The sequence below is a fragment of the Neptuniibacter sp. QD57_21 genome, assembly GCF_047778075.1.
Taxonomy (GTDB): Bacteria; Pseudomonadota; Gammaproteobacteria; order Pseudomonadales; family Balneatricaceae; genus Neptuniibacter.
Map to the genome: position 1 here is coordinate 3,238,846 of NZ_CP180549.1, position 22,312 is coordinate 3,261,157.

The 22,312-nt window shown below is 44.2% G+C and carries 20 protein-coding genes; all 20 read right to left on the reverse strand.

Translation table 11 applies throughout. The annotated features are described in order from the left end of the window. Positions 1–2: 2 nt before the first annotated feature. The 20 genes from surE to pyrH all read right to left on the reverse strand — a co-directional run bounded on the left by surE (position 3) and on the right by pyrH (position 22,310). A complete protein-coding gene (gene surE, locus ACMXYS_RS14750) occupies positions 3–752 on the reverse strand; it encodes a 5'/3'-nucleotidase SurE (RefSeq protein ID WP_415882433.1) in 750 nt (249 codons plus the stop codon). Continuing rightward, positions 753–1,799 carry a tRNA pseudouridine(13) synthase TruD gene (gene truD, locus ACMXYS_RS14755; RefSeq protein ID WP_415896976.1) on the reverse strand — a complete coding sequence of 349 codons (1,047 nt, stop codon included), beginning with the start codon at positions 1,797–1,799 and terminating at the stop codon, positions 753–755. It lies immediately after the preceding gene. A 6-nt stretch (positions 1,800–1,805) separates the two neighbouring features. Then, positions 1,806–2,036 carry a septum formation initiator family protein gene (locus ACMXYS_RS14760; RefSeq protein WP_415882435.1) on the reverse strand — a complete coding sequence of 77 codons (231 nt, stop codon included), beginning with the start codon at positions 2,034–2,036 and terminating at the stop codon, positions 1,806–1,808. Positions 2,037–2,165: 129 nt separating this feature from the next. Beyond that, entirely contained in the window at positions 2,166–3,461 is a 1,296-nt protein-coding gene (gene eno, locus ACMXYS_RS14765) for a phosphopyruvate hydratase (RefSeq protein WP_415882436.1), read from the reverse strand. Positions 3,462–3,523: 62 nt separating this feature from the next. Then, positions 3,524–5,152 (reverse strand): CTP synthase, encoded by a 1,629-nt coding sequence (locus ACMXYS_RS14770; RefSeq protein ID WP_415882437.1) that lies wholly within the window; start codon positions 5,150–5,152, stop codon positions 3,524–3,526. A gap of 74 nt (positions 5,153–5,226) precedes the next feature. Then, the gene (gene tilS / locus ACMXYS_RS14775) at positions 5,227–6,555 is read right to left on the reverse strand and encodes a tRNA lysidine(34) synthetase TilS (RefSeq protein ID WP_415882438.1); all 1,329 of its coding nucleotides are present in this window, start codon (positions 6,553–6,555) and stop codon (positions 5,227–5,229) included. Further along, entirely contained in the window at positions 6,545–7,504 is a 960-nt protein-coding gene (accA, locus tag ACMXYS_RS14780; RefSeq protein ID WP_415882439.1) for an acetyl-CoA carboxylase carboxyl transferase subunit alpha, read from the reverse strand. The genes tilS and accA overlap by 11 nt, the downstream gene beginning before the upstream one ends. 126 nt (positions 7,505–7,630) lie before the next feature. Further along, on the reverse strand, positions 7,631–11,122 hold the full coding sequence (gene dnaE, locus ACMXYS_RS14785) for a DNA polymerase III subunit alpha (RefSeq protein ID WP_415896977.1): 3,492 nt from the start codon (positions 11,120–11,122) through the stop codon (positions 7,631–7,633). Between the two features lie 20 nt (positions 11,123–11,142). Beyond that, the gene (gene rnhB, locus ACMXYS_RS14790; RefSeq protein WP_415898262.1) at positions 11,143–11,727 is read right to left on the reverse strand and encodes a ribonuclease HII; all 585 of its coding nucleotides are present in this window, start codon (positions 11,725–11,727) and stop codon (positions 11,143–11,145) included. A gap of 5 nt (positions 11,728–11,732) precedes the next feature. Next, the gene (lpxB, locus tag ACMXYS_RS14795; protein ID WP_415882442.1) at positions 11,733–12,893 is read right to left on the reverse strand and encodes a lipid-A-disaccharide synthase; all 1,161 of its coding nucleotides are present in this window, start codon (positions 12,891–12,893) and stop codon (positions 11,733–11,735) included. An 8-nt stretch (positions 12,894–12,901) separates the two neighbouring features. Next, entirely contained in the window at positions 12,902–13,672 is a 771-nt protein-coding gene (gene lpxA, locus ACMXYS_RS14800) for an acyl-ACP--UDP-N-acetylglucosamine O-acyltransferase (RefSeq protein ID WP_415882443.1), read from the reverse strand. Between the two features lie 3 nt (positions 13,673–13,675). Next, the gene (gene fabZ, locus ACMXYS_RS14805; protein ID WP_415882444.1) at positions 13,676–14,113 is read right to left on the reverse strand and encodes a 3-hydroxyacyl-ACP dehydratase FabZ; all 438 of its coding nucleotides are present in this window, start codon (positions 14,111–14,113) and stop codon (positions 13,676–13,678) included. Between the two features lie 3 nt (positions 14,114–14,116). After that, a complete protein-coding gene (gene lpxD, locus ACMXYS_RS14810) occupies positions 14,117–15,154 on the reverse strand; it encodes a UDP-3-O-(3-hydroxymyristoyl)glucosamine N-acyltransferase (RefSeq protein WP_415896978.1) in 1,038 nt (345 codons plus the stop codon). Positions 15,155–15,168: 14 nt separating this feature from the next. After that, complete coding sequence (locus ACMXYS_RS14815; protein ID WP_415896979.1) at positions 15,169–15,666, reverse strand: OmpH family outer membrane protein; 498 nt, start codon at positions 15,664–15,666, stop codon at positions 15,169–15,171. A 10-nt stretch (positions 15,667–15,676) separates the two neighbouring features. Further along, positions 15,677–17,995 carry an outer membrane protein assembly factor BamA gene (gene bamA / locus ACMXYS_RS14820; protein WP_415896980.1) on the reverse strand — a complete coding sequence of 773 codons (2,319 nt, stop codon included), beginning with the start codon at positions 17,993–17,995 and terminating at the stop codon, positions 15,677–15,679. Between the two features lie 39 nt (positions 17,996–18,034). Then, complete coding sequence (rseP, locus tag ACMXYS_RS14825) at positions 18,035–19,390, reverse strand: sigma E protease regulator RseP (RefSeq protein ID WP_415896981.1); 1,356 nt, start codon at positions 19,388–19,390, stop codon at positions 18,035–18,037. Positions 19,391–19,400: 10 nt separating this feature from the next. After that, entirely contained in the window at positions 19,401–20,210 is an 810-nt protein-coding gene (locus tag ACMXYS_RS14830) for a phosphatidate cytidylyltransferase (protein WP_415896982.1), read from the reverse strand. Then, on the reverse strand, positions 20,203–20,964 hold the full coding sequence (gene uppS, locus ACMXYS_RS14835; protein ID WP_415896983.1) for a polyprenyl diphosphate synthase: 762 nt from the start codon (positions 20,962–20,964) through the stop codon (positions 20,203–20,205). The genes ACMXYS_RS14830 and uppS overlap by 8 nt, the downstream gene beginning before the upstream one ends. Before the next feature lie 40 nt (positions 20,965–21,004). Further along, the gene (frr, locus tag ACMXYS_RS14840) at positions 21,005–21,562 is read right to left on the reverse strand and encodes a ribosome recycling factor (protein ID WP_415885836.1); all 558 of its coding nucleotides are present in this window, start codon (positions 21,560–21,562) and stop codon (positions 21,005–21,007) included. Continuing rightward, entirely contained in the window at positions 21,552–22,310 is a 759-nt protein-coding gene (gene pyrH / locus ACMXYS_RS14845) for a UMP kinase (protein ID WP_415882452.1), read from the reverse strand. Before pyrH ends, frr begins: the two co-directional genes overlap by 11 nt. Positions 22,311–22,312: the final 2 nt, after the last annotated feature.

Sequence of the window (22,312 nt, forward strand, 5' to 3'; positions counted from 1 at the left end):
GTTCAAAAATTATTCTCCAACCAATCACCCACATTATCCATGCCCGAATATTGCGTCATATCTGCATGCAAGGGTGTAATAGAAACACATTGTTCTTTTAATGCGTAAAAATCTGTTCCAGGGCCTGCATCAGCGGCAGGACCCGCTCCAGCAATCCAATATCGAGTTTTGCCACGAGGGTCTTCTGTTGCGATAGGTTTACCAGCACAGGTTCTATGACCCAGTCTCGTTACATGAATACCTGCAAAGTCATTCTGTGAGCAATCGGGAACATTAACATTAATAACTGTACGAGGAGCTACATTTAGATACTGTATATTTTCGACCAACTCTCGAGCAACTTGAGCCGCAGAGTCGTAATGCGCCGGATGAAACTCTCCAGAAGATATAGCAATGGCAGGGAATCGCAGATGGCGCCCTTCCATTGCTGCAGCAACCGTCCCAGAGTAGATAACATCATCGCCTAAATTAGGGCCAGCATTGATCCCAGAAACAACAATATCTGGCTCAAAACCGAATACACCTGAACTACCTAAATGCACACAATCCGTTGGAGTACCGTTAATCCCAATAAAGCCATTTTCATGTTCAAAGGCTTCTAGTGGACGATCCAACGTTAACGAATTACTTGCACCACTACGATTACGGTCTGGGGCAACCACCAGAATTTCTCCAACCTCGGCTAAGGCTCTTGCTAAAGCAGCAAGGCCTGGTGCATAGACACCATCATCATTAGAGATCAGTATCTTCATTTATCCCTCATTACTTTCAGGCTGGGTAACATTGCAGAGCTCCCGCAATACACTGGTTGCAAATGCCCCTGAAGGCAGGCCAAATTCAAGCCAACATTCAGTCTCATTAATCACATTAATTTCTAACTGCTGGGGAAGCAATCGAAGAGATCTACGCTCTTGTTTTAACGTTAGATTTTCAAGCAAATCACTGACCTCAGACCAGCGTCCGACCTGCTCTTGCTCCCATTTTTCAGCTGCAGCATTTGGTAGCATATCTCCACCGCCCCACATTGGGCCGGTAAGATTAATCTCTTTATCCGTTAAACGTTGCTGTAATTCATCGGTCGCTTCATCTTCGACAAAACAGCTTTGGCTTCCTGCCAACATAAATGCATCACCATCAAGAATGCTATTCCACAAGCCTTGATCTAACCTTTGAGATAAAACCTGATTAAATACCCAAGAGCGAACAGCAGAGATATAAATCCCCTTCTTATTTCTTTGCCGCTCCTGATATTCGCCGCGCAACAGCGCGATCCCTTTATCTAAATTACCATAGCCCCGACCGAACCGTTGCTCGCCAAAATAGTTGGGTACACCCTCTTTAGCCACATAATCTACGCGCTGCTGCAGTTCATTCATATTAGTAATCTGGCGAAGTCGCAATTTAAAGCGGTTCCCCTGAAGAGTACCTAGACGCAACTTTCTTTGGTGCCGAACTGCTTTAAGAACCTCTATGCTATCGCCACCAAATAACTTCCAATTCAAATTACGCTTGATCGGGAATTTCGCACAAAACCATTGTTCAGTTACAGCATGACGATCTTTTTTACCCGCATAACTAACATCTCTAGGGCTTATTTGGGCAAAATTTGCTAATTGCCTAGCAACCCAATCAGTATTTTCACCGCATTTGCGAATATAAAGAAACACATGTTCGCCTGATCCTTCAGGCTCAAACCCTAGCTGTTCGATAACCTGAAAATCCTCTGGGCAACTGCGGATCACTGCAGAACCAGTAGGCTTTTCATTGAGATATGTAAATTCTGTAGGCAGGGATGTCATAAAAGGTTACTTCTCTGAGGCGGGTTCCACCAGCTGGAAAAAGGACTCATCTTCTTTGATCATACCAAGCTCACTACGAGCCCGCTCTTCCAAAGCAGCATTACCCTTTTTAAGATCTAGAACTTCGGCTTCTAGCTCACTATTCCGCTGACTAAGCTCTTGATTAATGCCTTGTTGCAGTTCTATTTTGGCATTTAGAGCCCAAATATCGCGCAGGTTTGCCTCCCCAAACCACAATCTGTACTGCAGTCCGAGTATCAAAAATAATATAAGGGCAACCAACCAGCGATACATAGATTTCTTATAAGTAAAAAAGGGGGCATTAAGCCCCCTTTTTATATCAGACTATTACGTAGGGTACTACGCTTAGCCCTGACCTTTCACTTCAGAAAGGCCGTTGTAGATTGCGCCGTCACCTAGCTCTTCTTCGATACGTAGAAGACGGTTGTACTTAGCTACACGGTCAGAACGGCATAGAGAACCTGTCTTAATCTGGCCTGCAGCTGTACCTACTGCTAGATCTGCAATAGTTGTATCTTCAGTTTCACCAGAACGGTGAGAGATAACCGCTGTGAAGCCTGCATCTTTCGCCATTTTGATTGCGTCTAGCGTTTCAGACAAAGAACCAATCTGGTTGAATTTGATCAGGATTGAGTTACCGATGCTCTGCTCGATACCACGTGACAGAATTTTCGTGTTAGTTACGAACAAGTCATCACCAACCAACTGCACTTTGTCACCAATTTTCTTAGTTAGGTAAGCCCAACCATCCCAATCAGACTCGTCCAGACCATCTTCGATGGAAACAATTGGGTAGTTTTCAGTTAGTGCTGCAAGGTAATCACCGAAGCCTTCTGCATCAAAGACTTTACCTTCACCGGAAAGGTCGTATTTACCTTCTTTGTAGAATTCAGATGCAGCGCAGTCTAATGCTAGCGTTACATCTTTTCCTAGCTCGTAACCCGCTTTATCGATTGCTTCTTTAATAACAACCAAAGCTTCTTCGTTCGATGCAAGATTTGGAGCAAAACCACCTTCATCACCAACCGCAGTGTTTAGGCCTTTTGCTTTTAGAACAGCTTTTAGTGCGTGGAAAATTTCTGCACCACAACGCAAGCCTTCAGAGAACTTGTCGAAGTTTACTGGCTGAACCATGAACTCTTGGATATCAACGTTGTTATCCGCATGCTCACCACCGTTAAGGATGTTCATCATCGGTAGTGGTAGAGAGAACTGACCTGGAGTACCGTTAATCTCTGCAATGTGAGCGTATAGAGGTATACCTTTTTCTGTAGCTGCTGCTTTTGCCGCTGCAAGAGATACCGCTAGGATTGCGTTTGCACCTAGGTTTTCTTTGTTTTCAGTACCATCAAGCTCTAGCATTTTATTATCTAGCGCGCGCTGATCTGTTACATCCATGCCCGTTAGCGCTTCACGGATAACACCGTTAACCGCTGCAACCGCTTTTTGTACGCCTTTACCTAGGTAACGGCCTTTATCACCATCACGCAGTTCAAGCGCTTCGCGAGAACCCGTTGAGGCACCAGAAGGCGCACAGGCAGAACCAATCACGCCAGATGCAAGAATTACATCAGCTTCAACTGTTGGGTTACCACGAGAATCCAGTACTTCGCGGGCTTTGATATCAGAGATCTGTGCCATGGGGAAATAACTCCAGAAATTTTACGTTCTGGGGGCATCAAGCCCCCAATCCTTAATTCGTTTTACTGTTTAGCTTGTTGATCTAATGCAGCTTGAATGAAGCCTTTGAACAAGCCATGACCATCACGCGGGGTGGATGTGAACTCTGGGTGGAACTGACAAGCGACAAACCAAGGGTGATCTGCAACTTCAACCACTTCAACGAGCTCACCATCAACAGAACGGCCAGAAATTCTTAAACCAGCGCTTTCCAGTTGCTCAACGTAGTTGTTGTTCACTTCATAACGATGGCGATGACGCTCAGTAATCTCAGTATTACCGTAAGCTTGAGCAGCAGTAGAACCTTCTGCCAGATGACAAACTTGAGCACCCAGGCGCATAGTACCGCCCAGATCATCAGCTTCGCCACGGGTTTCCACACCACCTTCAGAGGTAGCCCACTCAGTGATCAAACCAATTACCTGATGTTCAGCATCTTTATTAAATTCGGAAGATGTCGCATCTTCTAAGCCTGCTACGTGACGAGCAAATTCAATAACCGCAACCTGCATACCCAAACAGATACCTAGGTATGGCACTTTGTTTTCACGCGCATAGCGAACAGCAGCGATTTTGCCTTCGACACCACGTTCACCAAAACCACCTGGTACTAGAACAGCACTTGCGCCATCTAGAATTTCAACACCTTCACGTTCGATACGCTCAGAGTCGATACATTCGATGCGAACTTTTTTCTTCAATGCGATACCCGCATGAGAGATCGCTTCGATAAGAGATTTGTAGGCATCCAACAGCTCCATGTACTTACCCACCATAGCGATTTTAACTTCGCCTTCTGGGTTAAGATGAGCATCTGCTACACGATCCCATTCACCTAGATCTGCTTCTGTACACTCTAAGTGGAAACGTTCCACTACGATATCGTCTAAGCCTTGCTCAGACAGCATTCGAGGAATGTTATAGATAGTATCTGCATCAGGAAGCGACACTACTGCACGCTCTTCAACGTTAGTAAACAACGACAGCTTACGACGAGAAGAGTCTGGAAGTGGGAAATCAGAACGACAAACCAAAATATCTGGCTGAATACCGATAGAACGCAGCTCTTTTACTGAGTGCTGTGACGGCTTAGTTTTGATTTCGCCAGCTGTGGCAATGTATGGAACAAGCGTCAGGTGCATAAACATCGCACGAGCGGAACCAAGTTCAGCTTTCAGCTGACGTACTGCTTCCATAAATGGTAGTGATTCAATATCACCAACAGTACCACCAATTTCTACTAGGGCAACGTCAGCATCACCAGCGCCTTCGATTACACGACGCTTAATTTCATCTGTGATGTGCGGAATAACCTGAACCGTTCCACCTAGGTAATCACCACGACGCTCTTTACGTAAAACATGCTGATAGATACGACCAGCAGTAAAGTTATTACGTTTAGTCATCGTTGTGCGGATGAAACGCTCGTAGTGGCCCAAGTCTAGGTCAGTTTCTGCACCATCCTCAGTAACAAAAACCTCACCATGCTGAATTGGGCTCATTGTCCCTGGATCCACGTTAATATACGGGTCCAATTTCAACATAGTTACTTTAAGCCCTCTGGCTTCCAAAATAGCAGCCAAAGAAGCGGATGCGATGCCTTTGCCCAATGAGGACACAACACCGCCTGTGACGAAGATATAACGCGTCATGCAGAACCTGTTTGATCGTGTTTAAGCGAGGATATTTTAAGATCGAGATGGGGCTATAGGATAGCAAATGAGCGCTAATCAGACAACGATAAGGGACGCCATAAAAGCGAAAAACCTGAGCTTTCTTTATCCCAGCCATCACAAACACAGATACCAGGCACAGCAACTACGGTTTCACCCTGAAAAATCAGTGGCCAGCTAGCCTTCTCCCAAGGAGGAAGATCTGCTTCTTGGAGCAATTTTTTTACCGATTTTGAATGCACTTGCCCATGAGGAACACATCTTTCCCCACCCTGGCGGCGCTGAAACATCAAGGGTTTCTGCAGCGGTTTAGCCAATTCGATGGTGAGCTCACCGTCTCCCAGCACCCAACAGCCAGCCTCAGATATTTCGACATTATCGAGTAGTTCAGAGGATGGAGACACTATATACAAATGATTGCGAAAGCGGCGAAGTGAGTGCTCCCGAATGAAATAAATGGGGTTAGCATCCGATTGCGCTTGAATAACATCATGCTGAATTTGCTCTAACTGCTGCTCATTAAGCAAGAAGCCAATCTCATTATAGACCCAGCGCCGAATCAGTTCAGGACGCTTTATCTCAATCAAAAGCCCCCATACATCCAGATTTAACCGCCTACTCGTAGTTAAACACTGACGCAAATCTTGATCTAAATAATGATTCAATAAAAACTCACTTTTAGCCACCAAGTCTGCATTTTTTTGCCAACGAGCAAGCAATTGCGGCCAACGCAGCTTTAATTCAGGTAATACCTTATGCCTTAAAAAGTTGCGGTCATAATCAATGGAATCATTAGATGGATCCTGAATAAATTCCAAGCCAATCTCAGTTGCCGCTTGCTCCAATTGTTTGCGCGAACAATAAAGCAATGGCCGTAATAAATAACCCTGCCCCAGCTCCCGCTGTTCAGGCATACCTTTTAAGCCAGTCAGGCCAGTCCCTCTTAACCAACGAAACAGCAATGTTTCAGCTTGATCATCAGCATGGTGACCAAACAGCACGCAATCACCCTCGTTTATAAAGTCATTAAACGCTGCATATCGCGCATCCCTTGCAGCAACTTCAGAGGAATTATTAGGAGTGACCGAAACGGAATGATGAACCACACCATTAAGCTCAGCCTGTCTCTCGGAAAACGCCGACCAACCATCTGCCTCAACCTGGAGATTATGGTTGATATGAAGCACGACTATTTGGCTATGCGGTAACACCTTACAAGCAAGATGCAGCAATAACTGAGAGTCTAAGCCACCGCTATGGGCAATAACCCAACGGGAGATTGAAGAGGACGAATCAAGGAAAGAGATAAAACGGGAGGTCAGCGCCTGAAACTGACGCTCACACTCCTGTAAAGCGGTGAGGTTGCCTGTATTAGGCTTCACCACCAAAACCGTATGCCATCAAACGCTTATAACGACGCTCCAGCAATTCATCGGTAGATAGCTCATCTAAGCGACCTAGAACTTCAGATAGGTGACGCTTAAGATTAGCCGCTGTTAGGGCTGGATCACGGTGAGCACCACCAAGCGGCTCACTTACGATCTGATCAACCAAGCCCAACTCAAGCAGGCGATCAGAAGTAATACCCATTGCTTTAGCTGCATCTGCAGCACGCTCAGCGCTCTTCCAAAGAATAGAAGCACAACCTTCTGGAGAAATTACTGAATACGTAGAGTAACTCATCATCATTAGCTCATCGCATACACCGATTGCTAATGCACCACCCGAGCCACCTTCACCAATAACAGTGGAAATGACAGGTGTTTTTAGCTGAGACATCTTAGCTAGGTTAAATGCAATAGCTTCTGACTGACCACGTTCTTCAGCATCGATACCAGGGTAAGCTCCCGGCGTATCAATAAAGGTCATGATTGGCATTTTAAAACGCTCAGCCATTTCCATTAGACGCAGTGCTTTACGGTAACCTTCTGGACGAGGCATACCAAAGTTACGCTTCTGACGTTCCTGAACACCACGACCTTTCTGATGACCAATCACCATTATTGGTCGCTCATCCATACGTGCGATACCACCCACGATAGCCTGATCGTCAGCAAAATGACGATCTCCGTGAATTTCATCGAACTCATCGAACATATAATCGATGTAGTCCAATGTATATGGACGCTGAGGGTGGCGGGATAACTGTGATACTTGCCAAGCAGACAGATCAGAGAAAATAGATTCTGTCAGAGTGCGGCTTTTGTCTTCCAGACGCTTAATCTCATCAGAGATATTCAGTTCAGCTGAATCCCCTACCAGACGTAGCTCTTCAATTTTTGCCTGCAGCTCTGCAATTGGCTGTTCAAAATCCAGATAGTTCGGATTCATATGACTCATCTATTCAATAGTAAAAAAATTGTCCAAAGTGTACCTGTTTGCAGCATTAAGAACCAGACCCTACAAGAGAAAGCCTTGACGCCAAACAGGACAGCTAAATTACGCCAGTTAAACTGACTAATAAGTTAATGAAACAGCGTCACTTCCGAACCGCTCCATTAATGCGATCAACAAATCATCGTTAGCCTGAACCTGCCAGTTATCGCCCAAAGTTATAGTTGCCTCTGCATCAGGTCGAGAGTAGCGCAACTGCACTGGCAGTGAGCCCTCTCCCTTATAACTATTAAGCAATTCCTGCAGCTCCTTCAGGCGCCTACCAGCTAACTGACTTTCGTTACATTTTACTTGGATACCTTGGGCATACTGAGCACGCGCTTGCGGGATGGTCAGCACTTTACTTACGCGCACCTTGATTCCACCAGAGAAGTGATCCTCTGCCACCTCTCCTTCAACCACTAGCACTGCGTCTTTATGAACAAGTTCACGTACAGCATCATAAGTATCGCCAAAAAGAGTTACATCGATACGCGCGGTACGGTCATCCAAAGTCACAAAACAAAGGTTATCGCCTTTTTTGGTTTTCTTCAGTCGCAGATCAACCACCAAACCGGCCATTTTTTGAGTCTGACCACGGGCAGGCTGCAACTCCACAATACGTCTACCAACAAAATGCCTTAATTCGGACTCATATTCATCAATAGGATGGCCGGTGAGGTACAAACCGAGCGTATCTTTTTCACCCGTAAGACGCTCTTTATCTGTCCAAGATCTAACCGACTTGTAGTCTTCATATGAGCATCGATCAGATTCAGCCTCTACCTCGCCAAATAGATCAAACATCCCTGCGTCTTGGTTTTTAGCCGCTTGATCGGCAGCTTTCAGCGCATCCGGAATAGCTTCCCATAGAATCGCTCGCTCTGCGCCTAGACAATCTAGCGCACCGGAACGAACCAAAGCCTCCAAAACACGCTTATTAAGCTTCTTCGCACCTACACGTTCACAGAAATCAAATAGATCCGTAAATGGACCGCCATCTGCACGCGCTTCCGTAATTGCCTCTATAGGTCCTTCGCCTACGCCTTTAATCGCACCTAGACCATAAACAATGACACCCTCATCGTTTACGGTGAACATGTACTCACCGGTATTAACGTCCGGCAACGCAGGGGGAATACCCATCACACGACATTCTTCAATGAAGATCACCACCTTGTCGGTGTTCTGCATATCAGAAGAGATTACCGCCGCCATAAACGGCGCAGGGTAATGAGCCTTAAGCCAAGCCGTTTGATAAGAAACTAAGGCGTAAGCTGCAGAGTGGGATTTGTTAAAACCATAACCTGCGAATTTCTCTACTAGGTCAAAGATATTCCCAGCTAAGTCACGATCGATCCCATTCTGTTCAGAACCATCAAGAAAAGAAACCCGCTGTTTAGCCATCTCTTCAGGCTTTTTCTTACCCATCGCACGACGCAGCATATCCGCACCACCGAGGGTATAGCCTGCCATTACCTGAGCAATCTGCATTACCTGCTCTTGGTAAAGGATAATTCCGTAAGTCGGCTCAAGTACCGGTTGCAGTGAATCCAATTGATAATCAGGATGTGGCCACGCCATCTCCGCGCGACCATGCTTACGGTTGATAAAGTCATCCACCATGCCCGATTGCAGCGGTCCCGGACGGAATAGAGCTACTAGCGCGACAATATCTTCAAAGCGCGAAGGCAATAGCCTGCGAACCAAATCCTTCATGCCGCTGGACTCAAGCTGGAATACTGCTGTAGTTTCAGCGGCTTGCAGAAGATCGAAGGTCTTTCTGTCTTCAAGATCAATCAGAGCTATGTCGAGCGGTTCTTCACCGTTCTTTTCCCGAATACGGTTTACCGTTTGCAACGCCCAATCAATAATCGTCAGCGTACGCAGACCCAAGAAGTCGAATTTTACTAACCCAGCTTCTTCTACATCGCCTTTATCGAACTGAGTAACAAGGCCATTACCCTCTTCATCACAGTACGTAGCAGCAAAGTCTGTTAATTTGGTAGGAGCAATTACTACACCACCGGCGTGCTTACCTACATTTCGCGTCACACCTTCGAGCTTATACGCCATATCCATGATTTCTTGAGCCTCTTCACTAGACTCAATAAACTCACCTAGCATAGGCTCCTGATCCAAGGCTTTTTTCAGAGTAATACCTGGCTCAAAAGGAATAAGTTTTGAAAGTCGGTCAGCAAGACCAAACGGTTTACCTTGTACACGCGCAACATCTCGAACTACCGCTTTCGCAGCCATAGTACCGAAGGTTACGATCTGAGAAACAGCATCACGTCCGTAGGTTCGCGCTACATAGTCGATTACCTTATCTCGGTTATCCATGCAGAAGTCGATATCGAAGTCAGGCATGGAGACACGCTCAGGGTTGAGGAATCGTTCGAACAGAAGGTCATATTCTAACGGATCAAGATCGGTAATTTTTTGCGCATAAGCTACCAAGGAGCCCGCACCTGAACCACGACCAGGGCCTACAGGAACACCGTTTGCCTTACCCCACATAATGAAGTCCATTACGATCAGGAAGTAACCTGGGAAACCCATCTGGATAATAATATCCAATTCAAACTCTAAACGATCGATGTATTCCTGGCGTTTCGCTTGATAATCATGATCCTCTTTATCGAGAATGATCTCTAGACGCTCCTCCAAACCATCAAAAGACACTTTTCGGAAATAATCATCCATCAACATCCCTTCAGGGATAGGATACTTCGGCAGATAATATGTGCCGATTTCAATCTCGATATTACAACGCTTAGCAATCGCTACTGTGTTTTGGACTGCGGATGGAATATCACTGAAGAGCTCAACCATCTCTTCTTGGGAACGGAAATATTGCTGGTCACTGTATTCTTTTGGACGCGTTGGATCTTCTAACGTACGCCCTTGGTTGATGCAAACACGTACTTCATGAGCCTCAAAATCTGACTCATTAATAAACATGACCTCATTGGTCGCAACTAATGGGCAGTTATAGGTTCTAGCCAACTCAACAGAATCATGAACAATCTGCTCGTCACCCACTCTGCCTGTTCTCTGAACCTCTAGATAAAAACTGCTTGGAAAGACTTTCATCCAGCGTTCTAAAATGGCCCCAGCTTGATCATTATCAGCTAAGATAGAACGACCAATTTCACCTTTCCGCCCACCTGACAGTGCAATTAAGCCCGCTGATTTTGCCTCTACCCATTCAGGTTTCACCAAGGCCATATCCGCTAGGACATTTTGACCCTCAGCATAAGCCTGCGAGATCAACTCCATCAGATTAAGATAACCCTCAGCATTTCGAACTAATAAGGTTAAACGATAAGGCTCTCCACCGGGCTCATCCGTATTCTCCACCCAAAGGTCGGAACCGCAGATAGGCTTAATACCACTGCCTGTTGCCGCTTTAAAGAATTTCACCAAACCAAAGAAATTAGTTTGATCCGTCATACCAACGGCGGGCATATGGTCATCTTTAGCGGCATTAACCAGCTCTTTGACTCGAACCAAGCCGTCAACTAGGGAAAATTCTGTGTGAACGCGAAGATGAATAAACTGCGGATCAGACATAAAACAAACTTTTCAAAAGGTTAGGAAAGCAGGTCCCGTACGGGCTTAAAACTGCGACGATGTTCTGGTAACGGGCCATGTTCAGCCAGCTTTTCAAAATGTAGAGCTGTAGGGTAGCCCTTATGCTTAGCAAAACCGTACTCAGGATATTGTTGATCCAGAACTTCCATTTCTCTATCGCGATCGACTTTGGCCAAAATGGATGCTGCGCTAATTTCGGGGATCTTGCTATCCCCTTTTACAACAGGTTCACTAGGGCAACTTAGATCGGGACTTCGATTGCCATCAACATATACAAACTCGGCAGGGATATCTAATCCTTCGACAGCCCTTTTCATCGCTAACATAGAGGCATGTAATATATTAATTTCATCAATTTCAGCTGGCGATGCCGAAGCGACACACCATGCCAACGCCTTTTCCTTGATTTCGATATAAAGCTGCTCTCTTTTTTTTGCAGAAAGCTTTTTCGAATCAGCCAAACCTTCAATAGGATTTTCTGGGTCCAAAATTACAGCGGCAGCAACGACATTTCCCACCAACGGACCACGACCAACCTCATCAACACCGGCAACTCTTTTCCCCTGAGAAAAATCAAATTCCATGGTACTCACGAGATCACACCTTTATCTTTCAAAAGCGCCTCAATGGCATCTGCGGCTTTTTCGTCTGCGTCTTGATGAAGTTGCTTGTGTATTGCTGAAAACTTATCACGCAAATAAGCTTTGTATTCACTATCTTGCAAACTCTTTAATACCGCAGGTCCTAGCACTTCTGGTTTTACTTGGTCCTGTAAGATTTCAGGCACTAAAGCCTCATCAGCTAAAAGATTTGGTAAAGAGATGAACTTAGATTTAACCATTCGTGAATAGATAGCATAGGTCAACGGCGCCATTTTGTAGGCTACGACCATTGGCTTCTGCAAAATAGTAGCTTCCAGCGTCGCGGTTCCAGACGCTATCAAAATACTATCGGCTATCGCCATCACATCACGCGAATGCTTCATCACAAGCTGAATATTAAGATCAGAGTATTTTTCTACTATCAATTGATGTAACTGATCATGGCGTGTTTCATTTGCAGCAGGAATCACAAAACGAACATTCTCTAACCTCTCACTCAACCAGCGAGCGGTATCTAAAAAAGGCTCAGCCAAATATTTAAGCTCACTACCTCGGCTACCAGGCAATAACGCAATGATTTTCTCGCCGGGCTTTACTGCAAACTTTTTCTTACTCTCAACTACGTTGACACTGAACGGAATACTATCTGCTAAAGGATGACCGACAAAAGCGACTCGCTGCTGAGTAGGTGCATAATGCTTAGCCTCAAATGGAAACAGGCTAAGAACAAGATCGGTGGTGCGCTTGATTTTATAAATGCGCTTCTGCTTCCATGCCCAGACAGATGGGCTGACATAGTGCACCGTTGGAATTCCAGCTGCCTTTAACTCCCCTTCCATTTTAAGAGTAAAGTCTGGTGCATCTACGCCAATAAACAGATCGGGAGGGTTATCAATAAAGTGGCGAATCAGCTTTTTTCGAATACCAAGAAGTTCAGGTAGTCGCCCAAGGACTTCCACAAGCCCCATAACTGATAATCTTTCCAAAGGGTAATGAGAGTGACAGCCTTGAGCGATCATCAACTCACCGCCAATCCCCTCGACAGTGAGATCTGGGTAGCGTTTTTTTAAGGCTTTGATCAAACCACTACCTAAAATATCGCCTGAAGCTTCACCAGCTACAATGCCTACTCGTAGGGGGTTTGGCATAATCAACCTCAGCGAATTATGCCACGAGTGGAGGATTCAATAGATTGGATCATCGGAACAACTTCAGGGCATTCATTAGCCATAGCCTTTAATTCGGCCAATGCCTGAGCTGTTGTAAGTTTATTACGAAAGATAGTTTTATAAGCACGGCGCAACTGAGCAATTGAGTCAGCACTAAAACCGCGACGCTTAAGACCTTCAACGTTGATACCATGCGGTTTAGCTGTATTACCATTCGCCATAATATAGGAAGGTATATCCTTAAGCACAACTGTACTGGTTCCACACATCACATGAGAACCGATCTTGCAGAATTGGTGCACTGCAGTAAAACCACCAAGAATGGTCCAGTCGCCAATATGTACATGCCCTGCAATCGCCGTATTATTGGCCATGATTACATGGTCGCCGACAACGCAATCGTGTGCAACATGTGCATAAGCCATAAATAGATTATGGCTACCAATTGTCGTAGTACCTGCATCTTGGATAGTACCACGATGGATCGTGACACCTTCGCGGATAACATTATCATCCCCAATAGTCAGGGTCGTCGGCTCACCCGCATATTTCTTATCTTGGCAATCTTCACCAACAGACGAGAATTGAAATATGCGGTTATTCTTCCCGATTTTAGTTGGCCCCTTGATAACCACATGAGGGCCAATAACGGTGCCCGCACCAATTTCCACATCAGGCCCAATGATTGACCAAGGCCCTACTTCAACATCATCAGCAAGCTTTGCAGCAGGGTCTATAAGAGCACGGGAATCTATCAAGATTTAAACCTTTCTATCAGCACACAAAATTGTTGCACTACTTACCATATCACCTTCAACGGTAGCTCGCACATCAAACTTCCAGATACCACGACGTTCAGAGATAACTTTTGCTTCAAGTTTCAACTGATCCCCTGGAACCACTGGTCGTTTAAAGCGTAGTTTATCTGAGCCAACAAAGTAATAAATCGAACCATCTTGTGGCTTTTTATCCATAGTTTTAAAACCTAGGATACCAGCTGCTTGCGCCATAGCTTCGACAATCAAAACACCAGGCATTACTGGGTGATCTGGAAAATGACCATTGAAAAAAGGCTCATTAACGGTAACGTTTTTGATCGCAACAATGGATTCTCCCTTTTCTAACTCCAGCACACGATCTACCAGTAAAAACGGATAGCGGTGCGGAAGGTATTCCCGAATTTCATTTACATCCATCATTTCTTAAGAACCCTTAATCTCAGTAATCTTATCTTCTACAGACTTTATGCGGCGCGCTAGATCGTCTAACTGACGAAACCTAACTACGTTCTTCTTCCACTGTTTATGTGGAAGCATACCGGTACCAGACGAATAAACACCTGGTTCAATAATTGATTTTGTAACTAATGACATGGCGGTGATATGACTGCCATCGGCAATACTTAAATGCCCTGTGATTCCACATGCTCCAGCAATCGTACAACCGGCACCAATTTTAGTGCTTCCAGCTACCGCCGTACAACCTGCAATCGCAGATTTTTCACCAATGCTAACGTTGTGAGCAATTTGTATTTGGTTATCTAAAATCACACCATCAGAAATTATCGTGTTCTCCAAAGCTCCACGATCTATTGTGGTCCCAGCACCAACCTCAACGTTGTTGCCAACCCTAACTCCACCTAATTGCGTAATTTTTACCCAATTACCTTTTTCATTGGCAAAACCAAATCCGTCTGCACCTATAACAGCACCACTATGAATGAGGCAATTTGTACCAATATGAACATCCGTATATAAGGTTACATTAGCTTTTATAACTGACTCAGCACCAATAATACAGTCAGCACCAATGACTGCATTAGGCTCAATTACAACCCCATCACCGACGACTGAACGCTCGCCAATAACAACACCATGAGCAATAGAGGCTGTTTTTGCGACTTTTGCAGATTCAGCAATATTCGCTGAAGCAGCAATACCTTTTAAGGAGTCAGAAGGTGGAGCAAAAAGCTGACTAACACGAGCATAAGCAAGATATGGGTTATCAAGAACTAGAGCATTACCTTTAAATTGACCGAGGTCTGCAGGAGCCATCAATACAGCCCCTGCATGTGAGTCACATAGATATTTCTGGTATTTACTATTTGCGATAAAGCTCAAATCCGAGGACCTAGCCTTTTCCAAAGTAGCGATAGCACTTACTTTGAAATCACCATCACCATACAATTCAGCTGATAAAAAATCAGCTAACTGCTGTAGCGTATACTCATTTGAACTCATTCAGTATGGCTAGCCTACTGTTTGTTAAGTAGTTCAACTACTCGAGGAGTAATATCCAGTTCTTTTTTTGCAAACAAAGTTGCTTGCTTTGCGATCACCACGTCGTAACCTTCTTTCTCGATAAGATCACGGATCACCTTATCTAATCGCGGACGCATTTCCTGAATAAATGTTTGCTCACGCTGCATTTTTTTCTGCTGTAGCGCTTGACCGTTCTTTTGGTATTCTGCAAAGACCTTTTGGAATTGAATACTCATTTTCTTCAATTCAGCCTCAGATACCAGATCTTTATTCTTCTTCAGTTTTTCTCTTGCAGCTTTAACCTGTTTTTCCAGATCAAGCATTTTCTTATCTTCTTTCGCGAACTCAGTTTTTAATGACTGGCGATAATCAGCAGCTGCTTCCGATGCGAGGAGAGCTTGCTGAACGCCTAAAACAGCAATTTTTTCAGCGCTTGCATTCAAACTTAATGATGCAGCAAAAAGGAAACCTAGTACGGCTTTAAATTTCATATTCTATTCCTTAGAAAGTTTGACCTAATGCGAACTGGAACACTTCAGTTTCATCACCAGTTTTATCATTTAGAGGTGCAGCCAAGGCAACGGACAATGGTCCAATTGGCGTCAACCAACTTAAGCCAAATCCAGCTGACAATCTCAGCTCATCAAGCTCGACACCATCTGTACAATTCTCTGGTTTGGAAACAGATGAACAATCAGTATCAAAGACATTACCCGCATCGACAAACAACAGTGTACGCCAAGATGTTTTTTCTTTAACAAATGGGGTAGGGAAGATAAATTCAGCTCCGCCTGTAATCGATACATCACCGCCAAATGGATCGCCTTTAGAATCTCGAGGACCTAGAGAATTCTGTTCATAGCCACGAACGGTTTTCAAACCACCTGCAAAAAAGTGCTTATAGAATGGATATTCATTCTGACCTAGCTCTCCACCAAGGCCAACACGCCCCTTCAAGGATAGAACCCAGAAACGATCATCTGTCAGAGGGTAATACCATTTGCCATTATATTGCGCTTTATAATAACTTAAATCGCTACCGGGCAAGCCAAGCTCTAAAGACAAGCTCTGCGAATAACCTTTTGTAGGGAAGAATCCACGGTTTAGATGATTAGAACTCCAACGACCAGTAAGATTGAAGTTAATATAATCATTACCTTCGTCAGCAAGATATTGATTAATCTCAGCTGGCGTTTCGGTAGTATTAGTTTTAATTGTCACTTGCTCAACATTAACACCAAAATTTAAACGCTGATAATCATCAATTGGATAACCGAAGTTTACACCGCCCCCCATTTCATCTGTTGAAAAAGCACTGGCGTTATCTTCATCGAAATCACGTTCACGGTAATAAACGTTAAAACCACGACTTACGCCATCAACTGTGTAATAGGGATCTACGAAACTGTATGAATATTCAGTCAATGTATCACTGTTAGAGATACCAATGCCGACTTTTTTACCTGTGCCCAGGAAATTATCCTGCTGCAGTTTAAAGCCCAATATAATGCCGGAGCTTTGTGAGAAACCAACACTCGCGGAGAAAGAACCAGATTGCTGTTCTTCAACACGGTAATCAATATCAACTAAATCGTTACTACCCGGCACTGGCGTAGTCTCAACAGCAACTGTTTTAAAGTATCCTGTTTTCTCAAGCCTCTGCTTGGATTGTTCGATTAATTCATTCGACGCAACTGCTGCTTCCATTTGCTTCAAATGCTGACGAATAACTTCATCCGCGGTACGTGTATTGCCTCGAATATTAATACGACGAACATACGTTCGCTTACCCGGATCAACAAAAAACTTTACAGTGACGGTATTATCATCATGCAATTCCGGAGCTGGGGAGATGTTTGCAAACATATAACCAGCATCACCAATTCGCTTCGTTAATGCATCTTGAGATTCTGTTATCAAACGACGCGAAAATACCTGCCCTTCTTCAACACGAACAGCATCTAGAAGTTCAGCTTCAGGCACTACCATTTCACCAGCAACAGCAACATCACGAATAGTATACTTTTCGCCTTCAGTTACATTTAGCGTGATATAGACATTCTTTTTGTCGGGGGTGATAGATACTTGAGTCGAATCGATAGAGAAGTTTACATAACCGCTATCTAGGTAATAAGAACGTACCCGTTCCAAATCACCAGTAAGTTTCTGACGTGCATAGCGATCATCCTTCTTATAGAAGGACCAGAAATTTGGCAATTTCAAAGAGAATAATTCTTTAAGCTCTTCATCAGAATAAACCGTGTTGCCCACAATATTAATGTGTTGAATCGTAGCGACACGACCTTCTTTTACATTGATATTCAGCGCAACACGATTGCCCGGGAGGTTTTCTACTTCCGTGCTAATATTAGCACCGTAGCGTCCCTGTGAAGCATAAACACGAACAAGATCCTGTTTAATTTGCTCTAGAGTCGCACGTTTAAAAACATCACCTTCTTGTAAACCTGTTTGTTTCAAACCATCCAGTAACGCTTCGGATTCTAGAACTTTGTTACCTTCGAGCTTGATCAAACTGACCGACGGACGCTCTTGTAAACGCAAAACAAGAACTGAGTCATCACGCAACAACTCAATATCGTCAAAATAACCAGAGGCAAATAGTTTTTTAGTTGCCTTAGACAATGACAGAGCGCTTACTTGTTCACCCGCTGTAACAGGAAAATTCCTAAACACAATTCCTGGAGAAACACGCTGTAATCCTTCTAAACGGATATCCTTCACTACAAAAGAAGATGTGTTTGCCTGAGCAAAAGATACCCAAAAAAAGATCGCTACTAGAAGTCCAAAACCACGTTTCATGAAGTGCGTCTAATCCGTAATAAATAATCGAAACGGCTATTAAAGCCGCATAAAGTCATTAAACAATGCTACAAACATCAAAGAGAGCAGCATAGCCATACCAATTTTTAGACCAAGGAGCTGAATATTCTCACTTACCGGCTTCCCTGTCACTAATTCGACAGCATAATAAAGCAAATGTCCGCCATCTAAGACAGGGATTGGCAATAAATTTAATATACCTAAGCTAATACTCAGATAAGCAAGAAAACCAATATAATATTCAACACCCAGCGATGCAGAAGAACCGGCAACTTTAGCAATGGTAATAGGACCACTCAAGTTTTTTACTGACATATCGCCCGTCAGCATTTTCCATATAGAGTCGAAAATCAAACCGATCAGTTGCCAAGATCTTTCGAAAGCCATAAAGATAGATTCAATTGGACCATATCTTATCTGCCTTTCCATATTTTCAGGAAGAGAAACTTGCTGAGTGCCCGCCCCTATATAACCTATTTTCTCACCATCATCAGTTATTTTCAGCGCAGGCGTAAGCTTAACAAAGTACTCCTGCCCGTTTCTAACTATTCTCAGGTTCAACGCTTGTTCTGGATTTCCTTTAACCACACTTACAAACGACAACCAATCTTGAACCCGAACATCATTGACTGAAAGAACCTCATCACCAGCTTTCAAGCCTGAACCCGCAGCCCTTCCATTCTCCAAAAAACTACCAAAAATTGCTGGCACATGAGGACGCCAAGGCACCAGCCCTAAAGCTGAGACCGGTGACTGCTTATCAACGTCAAACTTCCATTCATCCAGTGCAATTTTGTATTCTTGCACTAGAGTCGTACCTTCTTCACGCAGTTTGAGGGTTAATATCCCACTTTCAGCAACACGCGAAGCAAGTCGCAAATTAACAGCGTCCCAACTTAAAGTTTCATAGCCATCAACAGCAACTATTTCCGAACCTATAGGTAAACCTGAATTTTCAGCTAAAGATCCCTGCTGAACCGACCCAATCACAGGTACGACTGCAGATACGCCATAAATAAAAAGAAACCAATATGCAAAAACAGCAAAGACGAGATTTACAAGAGGACCTGCGGCAACAATTGCGATACGTTGAATGACAGGTTTACGATTAAAGGCTTGGGAGAGCTGATCTTCAGGTACGTCTCCTTCGCGCTCATCCAGCATCTTGACATAGCCACCTAAAGGAATACTGGCTATCGCATACTCAGTACCTTGACTATCTTTCCAAGTATAAAAAGCTTTACCAAAACCAACAGAGAAACGTAGAACCTTAACCCCACAACGACGAGCCACATAAAAATGGCCCCACTCATGGATTGTAACTAAAATCCCTAAGGTAACGATTGTGGCAAGAATGGTATGTAACAGTTCCATAGCAATCTCACTATACAATTAAATATTGCATACCCAGCACAAACAAAGGCGAAGCTGCAGTCAGACTGTCGATGCGATCTAAAACACCACCATGCCCCGGGAGTAACTGACTACTGTCTTTGATACCCCGATGCCTCTTCAACATACTTTCAAATAGATCACCCAGTACAGAAATCAACCCTATTGCAGTGGCAAGCACAACAAGAAGAATAACTTGAAGCATTTCAAAATCACTGTATAACGCAAACCCCAACGCAATAACTACACAGGCGACTAATCCACCATAAAGACCTTCGCGCGTTTTGCCAGGGCTTACATTAGGCGCTAACTTAACCCGACCAAAATTTTTGCCCGAGAAATACGCACCAACATCGGCACCCCAAACCAAAAGAAACAGCAGTAGGATTAACATTTCACCGTTTTCTGAACCCTTCAGCCCAACAAATGCAATCCAGCTAGGAACCAACACAACCAAGCCAACTAAGGCACGTTTCCAGCAAGCACGCCAACCAGTGCTCTGCGGATATTTCACCACCCAGAGAAACGCGACCATCCAACCTAAGAGCGCTCCTGACAAGATAAGTTCAACAGGAATACTGGTATAAAAAAGATGCAGACCAGCAAGAATCGTTGCCATCAAACCGACATACATGAAACGCTGAATACGGCTTTGATATCCGGATAAATTTGCCCATTCCCAAGCACCAAAGAGAATAACAACATCCATAAAATAAAGAAAAGATGATAAAGGTAAAGAAAACACACCTAGCAACGCTAACGGTGCAAGCACGAGCGCGGTTAATATTCGCTGTTTAAGCATTTTGCTCCGCCTCTACCTGCTCACTGGTTTTACCAAAACGGCGTTGTCTGCCGCTATAATCTTGGACTGCTATTTTCAAATGCTCTTTATCAAAATCAGGCCAATAAGCATCAGAGAAATACAGCTCAGTGTAAGCAAATTGCCAGATCAAGAAATTACTAATGCGCTGCTCACCCCCTGTTCTAATACATAGATCAGGCTCCGGAAGATCGGAAAGGTTAATGCATTTACCTAGGGATTCTTCAGTAATCTCTGAAGGAGATAATTCATTAGCAATGCACTTTTCAGCCAATTGACGAGCCGCCTGGGTAATATCCCAACGACCACCATAATTTGCAGCGATATTAAGCTGCAAACCATCACAATCAGCAGTCAAAGCTTCAACATGGTGAATTTTTTTCTGTAACGAATCGCTAAAGGATGTTTTATCACCCACAACTCGCAAGCGAATATTGTTCTTTAATAATTTCTTCGCTTCTCGATCTAATGCTAATTTAAACAATTCCATTAGACCCTTGACCTCCAACGGAGGTCGTTTCCAATTTTCAGAACTGAAAGCGAACAAAGTCAGAGACTCAACTCCTAACTCCACACAGCCTTCAATGACTGAACGCACACAATCCACCCCCGCTTTATGACCTGCCAGGCCTGGTAGTCGACGTTCTTTTGCCCAACGGTTATTACCATCCATAATAATGGCAATATGCCGAGGCACGTTTGTAATAATTTCTGAAGAATTGTTTTCTGATGACATGCAAATAATTCAGCAGTGCTTTACAGCACTGCTGCTTCGATCAGATTTCCATTAGATCTTTTTCTTTCTGTTCCAGAAGACTATCTACTTCTGCAACATGCTTATCCGTAACTTTCTGAATTTGATCTTCGCCGCGGCGCTGATCATCTTCAGTAATCTCTTTTTCTTTCAAAAGATCTTTAAGGTCGCCGTTTGCATCACGACGAATATTACGAATAGCTACACGCGCACCTTCTGCTTCCTGACGCGCTTGTTTGATATAACCCTTACGCGTTTCCTCAGTCAACGGAGGCATTGGAACACGAATATTTTCACCCGCAGTTGCCGGATTCAAACCTAGATCAGACGTCATAATCGCTTTTTCGATTACAGGCACCATCGGCTTTTCCCACGGTACGATTGATAGCGTACGACCATCTTCAACGGAAATATTAGCTACCTGACTCAAAGGCACATCGGAACCGTAATAGGAAACCTGAATACCTTCCAGAATGCTCGGGTGTGCACGACCAGTACGAATTTTCTTGAAGTTCGTTACTAGGGCATCAACACTTTTCTGCATGCGCTCGGCAGCATCCTGAGTGATTTCATTCAGCATATTTTTCTCCAACCGTTTCACTGCAATCGATCAATGTACCCTCGTCGCTACCTACTACAAGGTTGGCGAGAGCACCTGGTTTATTCATATTAAATACACGCACTGGCATATTGTGATCTCGCGTCAAACAGATCGCGGTCAGATCCATAACACCCAGCTGCTGTTCTAAAACTTCATCATAACTTAGGTGACGGTAACGGCGCGCTGTAGGATCCTTAACTGGATCTGCCGTGTATACACCATCAACCTTGGTTGCTTTCAGGACAACATCCGCCTCTACCTCTATACCACGAAGACAAGCTGCAGAATCTGTTGTAAAGAAAGGATTACCTGTACCCGCCGCAAAAATTACAACATCACCTTGATTAAGGTAACGCATCGCATTTCGACGGTCGTAATGATCTACTACACCACTCATTGGAATAGCCGACATTACTCTAGTGTTTATATTGCTACGCTCCAATGCATCGCGCATAGCCAATGCATTCATAACGGTTGCGAGCATACCCATATGGTCGCCAGTAACACGATCCAACCCAGCCTCATTTAGCGCTGCGCCACGAAACAAATTACCACCGCCGATAACCATACCGACTTGAACACCGATCCCTACTAGCTGGCCGATCTCTAAGGCCATTCGATTCAGGACATTTGAGTCTATACCAAAGCTCTCGTCACCCATTAGGGCTTCGCCGCTAAGCTTCAATAATATGCGTTTATATTTTGATTGTTTCTCGGTGGTTGGCATCC

Excerpts from the sequence above, each read along its gene's own strand:
- surE (WP_415882433.1), bottom strand. The coding sequence starts at position 752 with ATGAAGATACTGATCTCTAATGATGATGGTGTCTATGCACCAGGCCTT.
- truD (WP_415896976.1), bottom strand. The coding sequence starts at position 1,799 with ATGACATCCCTGCCTACAGAATTTACATATCTCAATGAAAAGCCTACT.
- eno (WP_415882436.1), bottom strand. The coding sequence starts at position 3,461 with ATGGCACAGATCTCTGATATCAAAGCCCGCGAAGTACTGGATTCTCGT.
- ACMXYS_RS14770 (WP_415882437.1), bottom strand. The coding sequence starts at position 5,152 with ATGACGCGTTATATCTTCGTCACAGGCGGTGTTGTGTCCTCATTGGGC.
- accA (WP_415882439.1), bottom strand. The coding sequence starts at position 7,504 with ATGAATCCGAACTATCTGGATTTTGAACAGCCAATTGCAGAGCTGCAG.
- dnaE (WP_415896977.1), bottom strand. The coding sequence starts at position 11,122 with ATGTCTGATCCGCAGTTTATTCATCTTCGCGTTCACACAGAATTTTCC.
- rnhB (WP_415898262.1), bottom strand. The coding sequence starts at position 11,727 with ATGGAATTTGATTTTTCTCAGGGGAAAAGAGTTGCCGGTGTTGATGAG.
- lpxB (WP_415882442.1), bottom strand. The coding sequence starts at position 12,893 with ATGCCAAACCCCCTACGAGTAGGCATTGTAGCTGGTGAAGCTTCAGGC.
- fabZ (WP_415882444.1), bottom strand. The coding sequence starts at position 14,113 with ATGATGGATGTAAATGAAATTCGGGAATACCTTCCGCACCGCTATCCG.
- lpxD (WP_415896978.1), bottom strand. The coding sequence starts at position 15,154 with ATGAGTTCAAATGAGTATACGCTACAGCAGTTAGCTGATTTTTTATCA.
- ACMXYS_RS14815 (WP_415896979.1), bottom strand. The coding sequence starts at position 15,666 with ATGAAATTTAAAGCCGTACTAGGTTTCCTTTTTGCTGCATCATTAAGT.
- bamA (WP_415896980.1), bottom strand. The coding sequence starts at position 17,995 with ATGAAACGTGGTTTTGGACTTCTAGTAGCGATCTTTTTTTGGGTATCT.
- rseP (WP_415896981.1), bottom strand. The coding sequence starts at position 19,390 with ATGGAACTGTTACATACCATTCTTGCCACAATCGTTACCTTAGGGATT.
- ACMXYS_RS14830 (WP_415896982.1), bottom strand. The coding sequence starts at position 20,210 with ATGCTTAAACAGCGAATATTAACCGCGCTCGTGCTTGCACCGTTAGCG.
- uppS (WP_415896983.1), bottom strand. The coding sequence starts at position 20,964 with ATGTCATCAGAAAACAATTCTTCAGAAATTATTACAAACGTGCCTCGG.
- frr (WP_415885836.1), bottom strand. The coding sequence starts at position 21,562 with ATGCTGAATGAAATCACTCAGGATGCTGCCGAGCGCATGCAGAAAAGT.
- pyrH (WP_415882452.1), bottom strand. The coding sequence starts at position 22,310 with ATGCCAACCACCGAGAAACAATCAAAATATAAACGCATATTATTGAAG.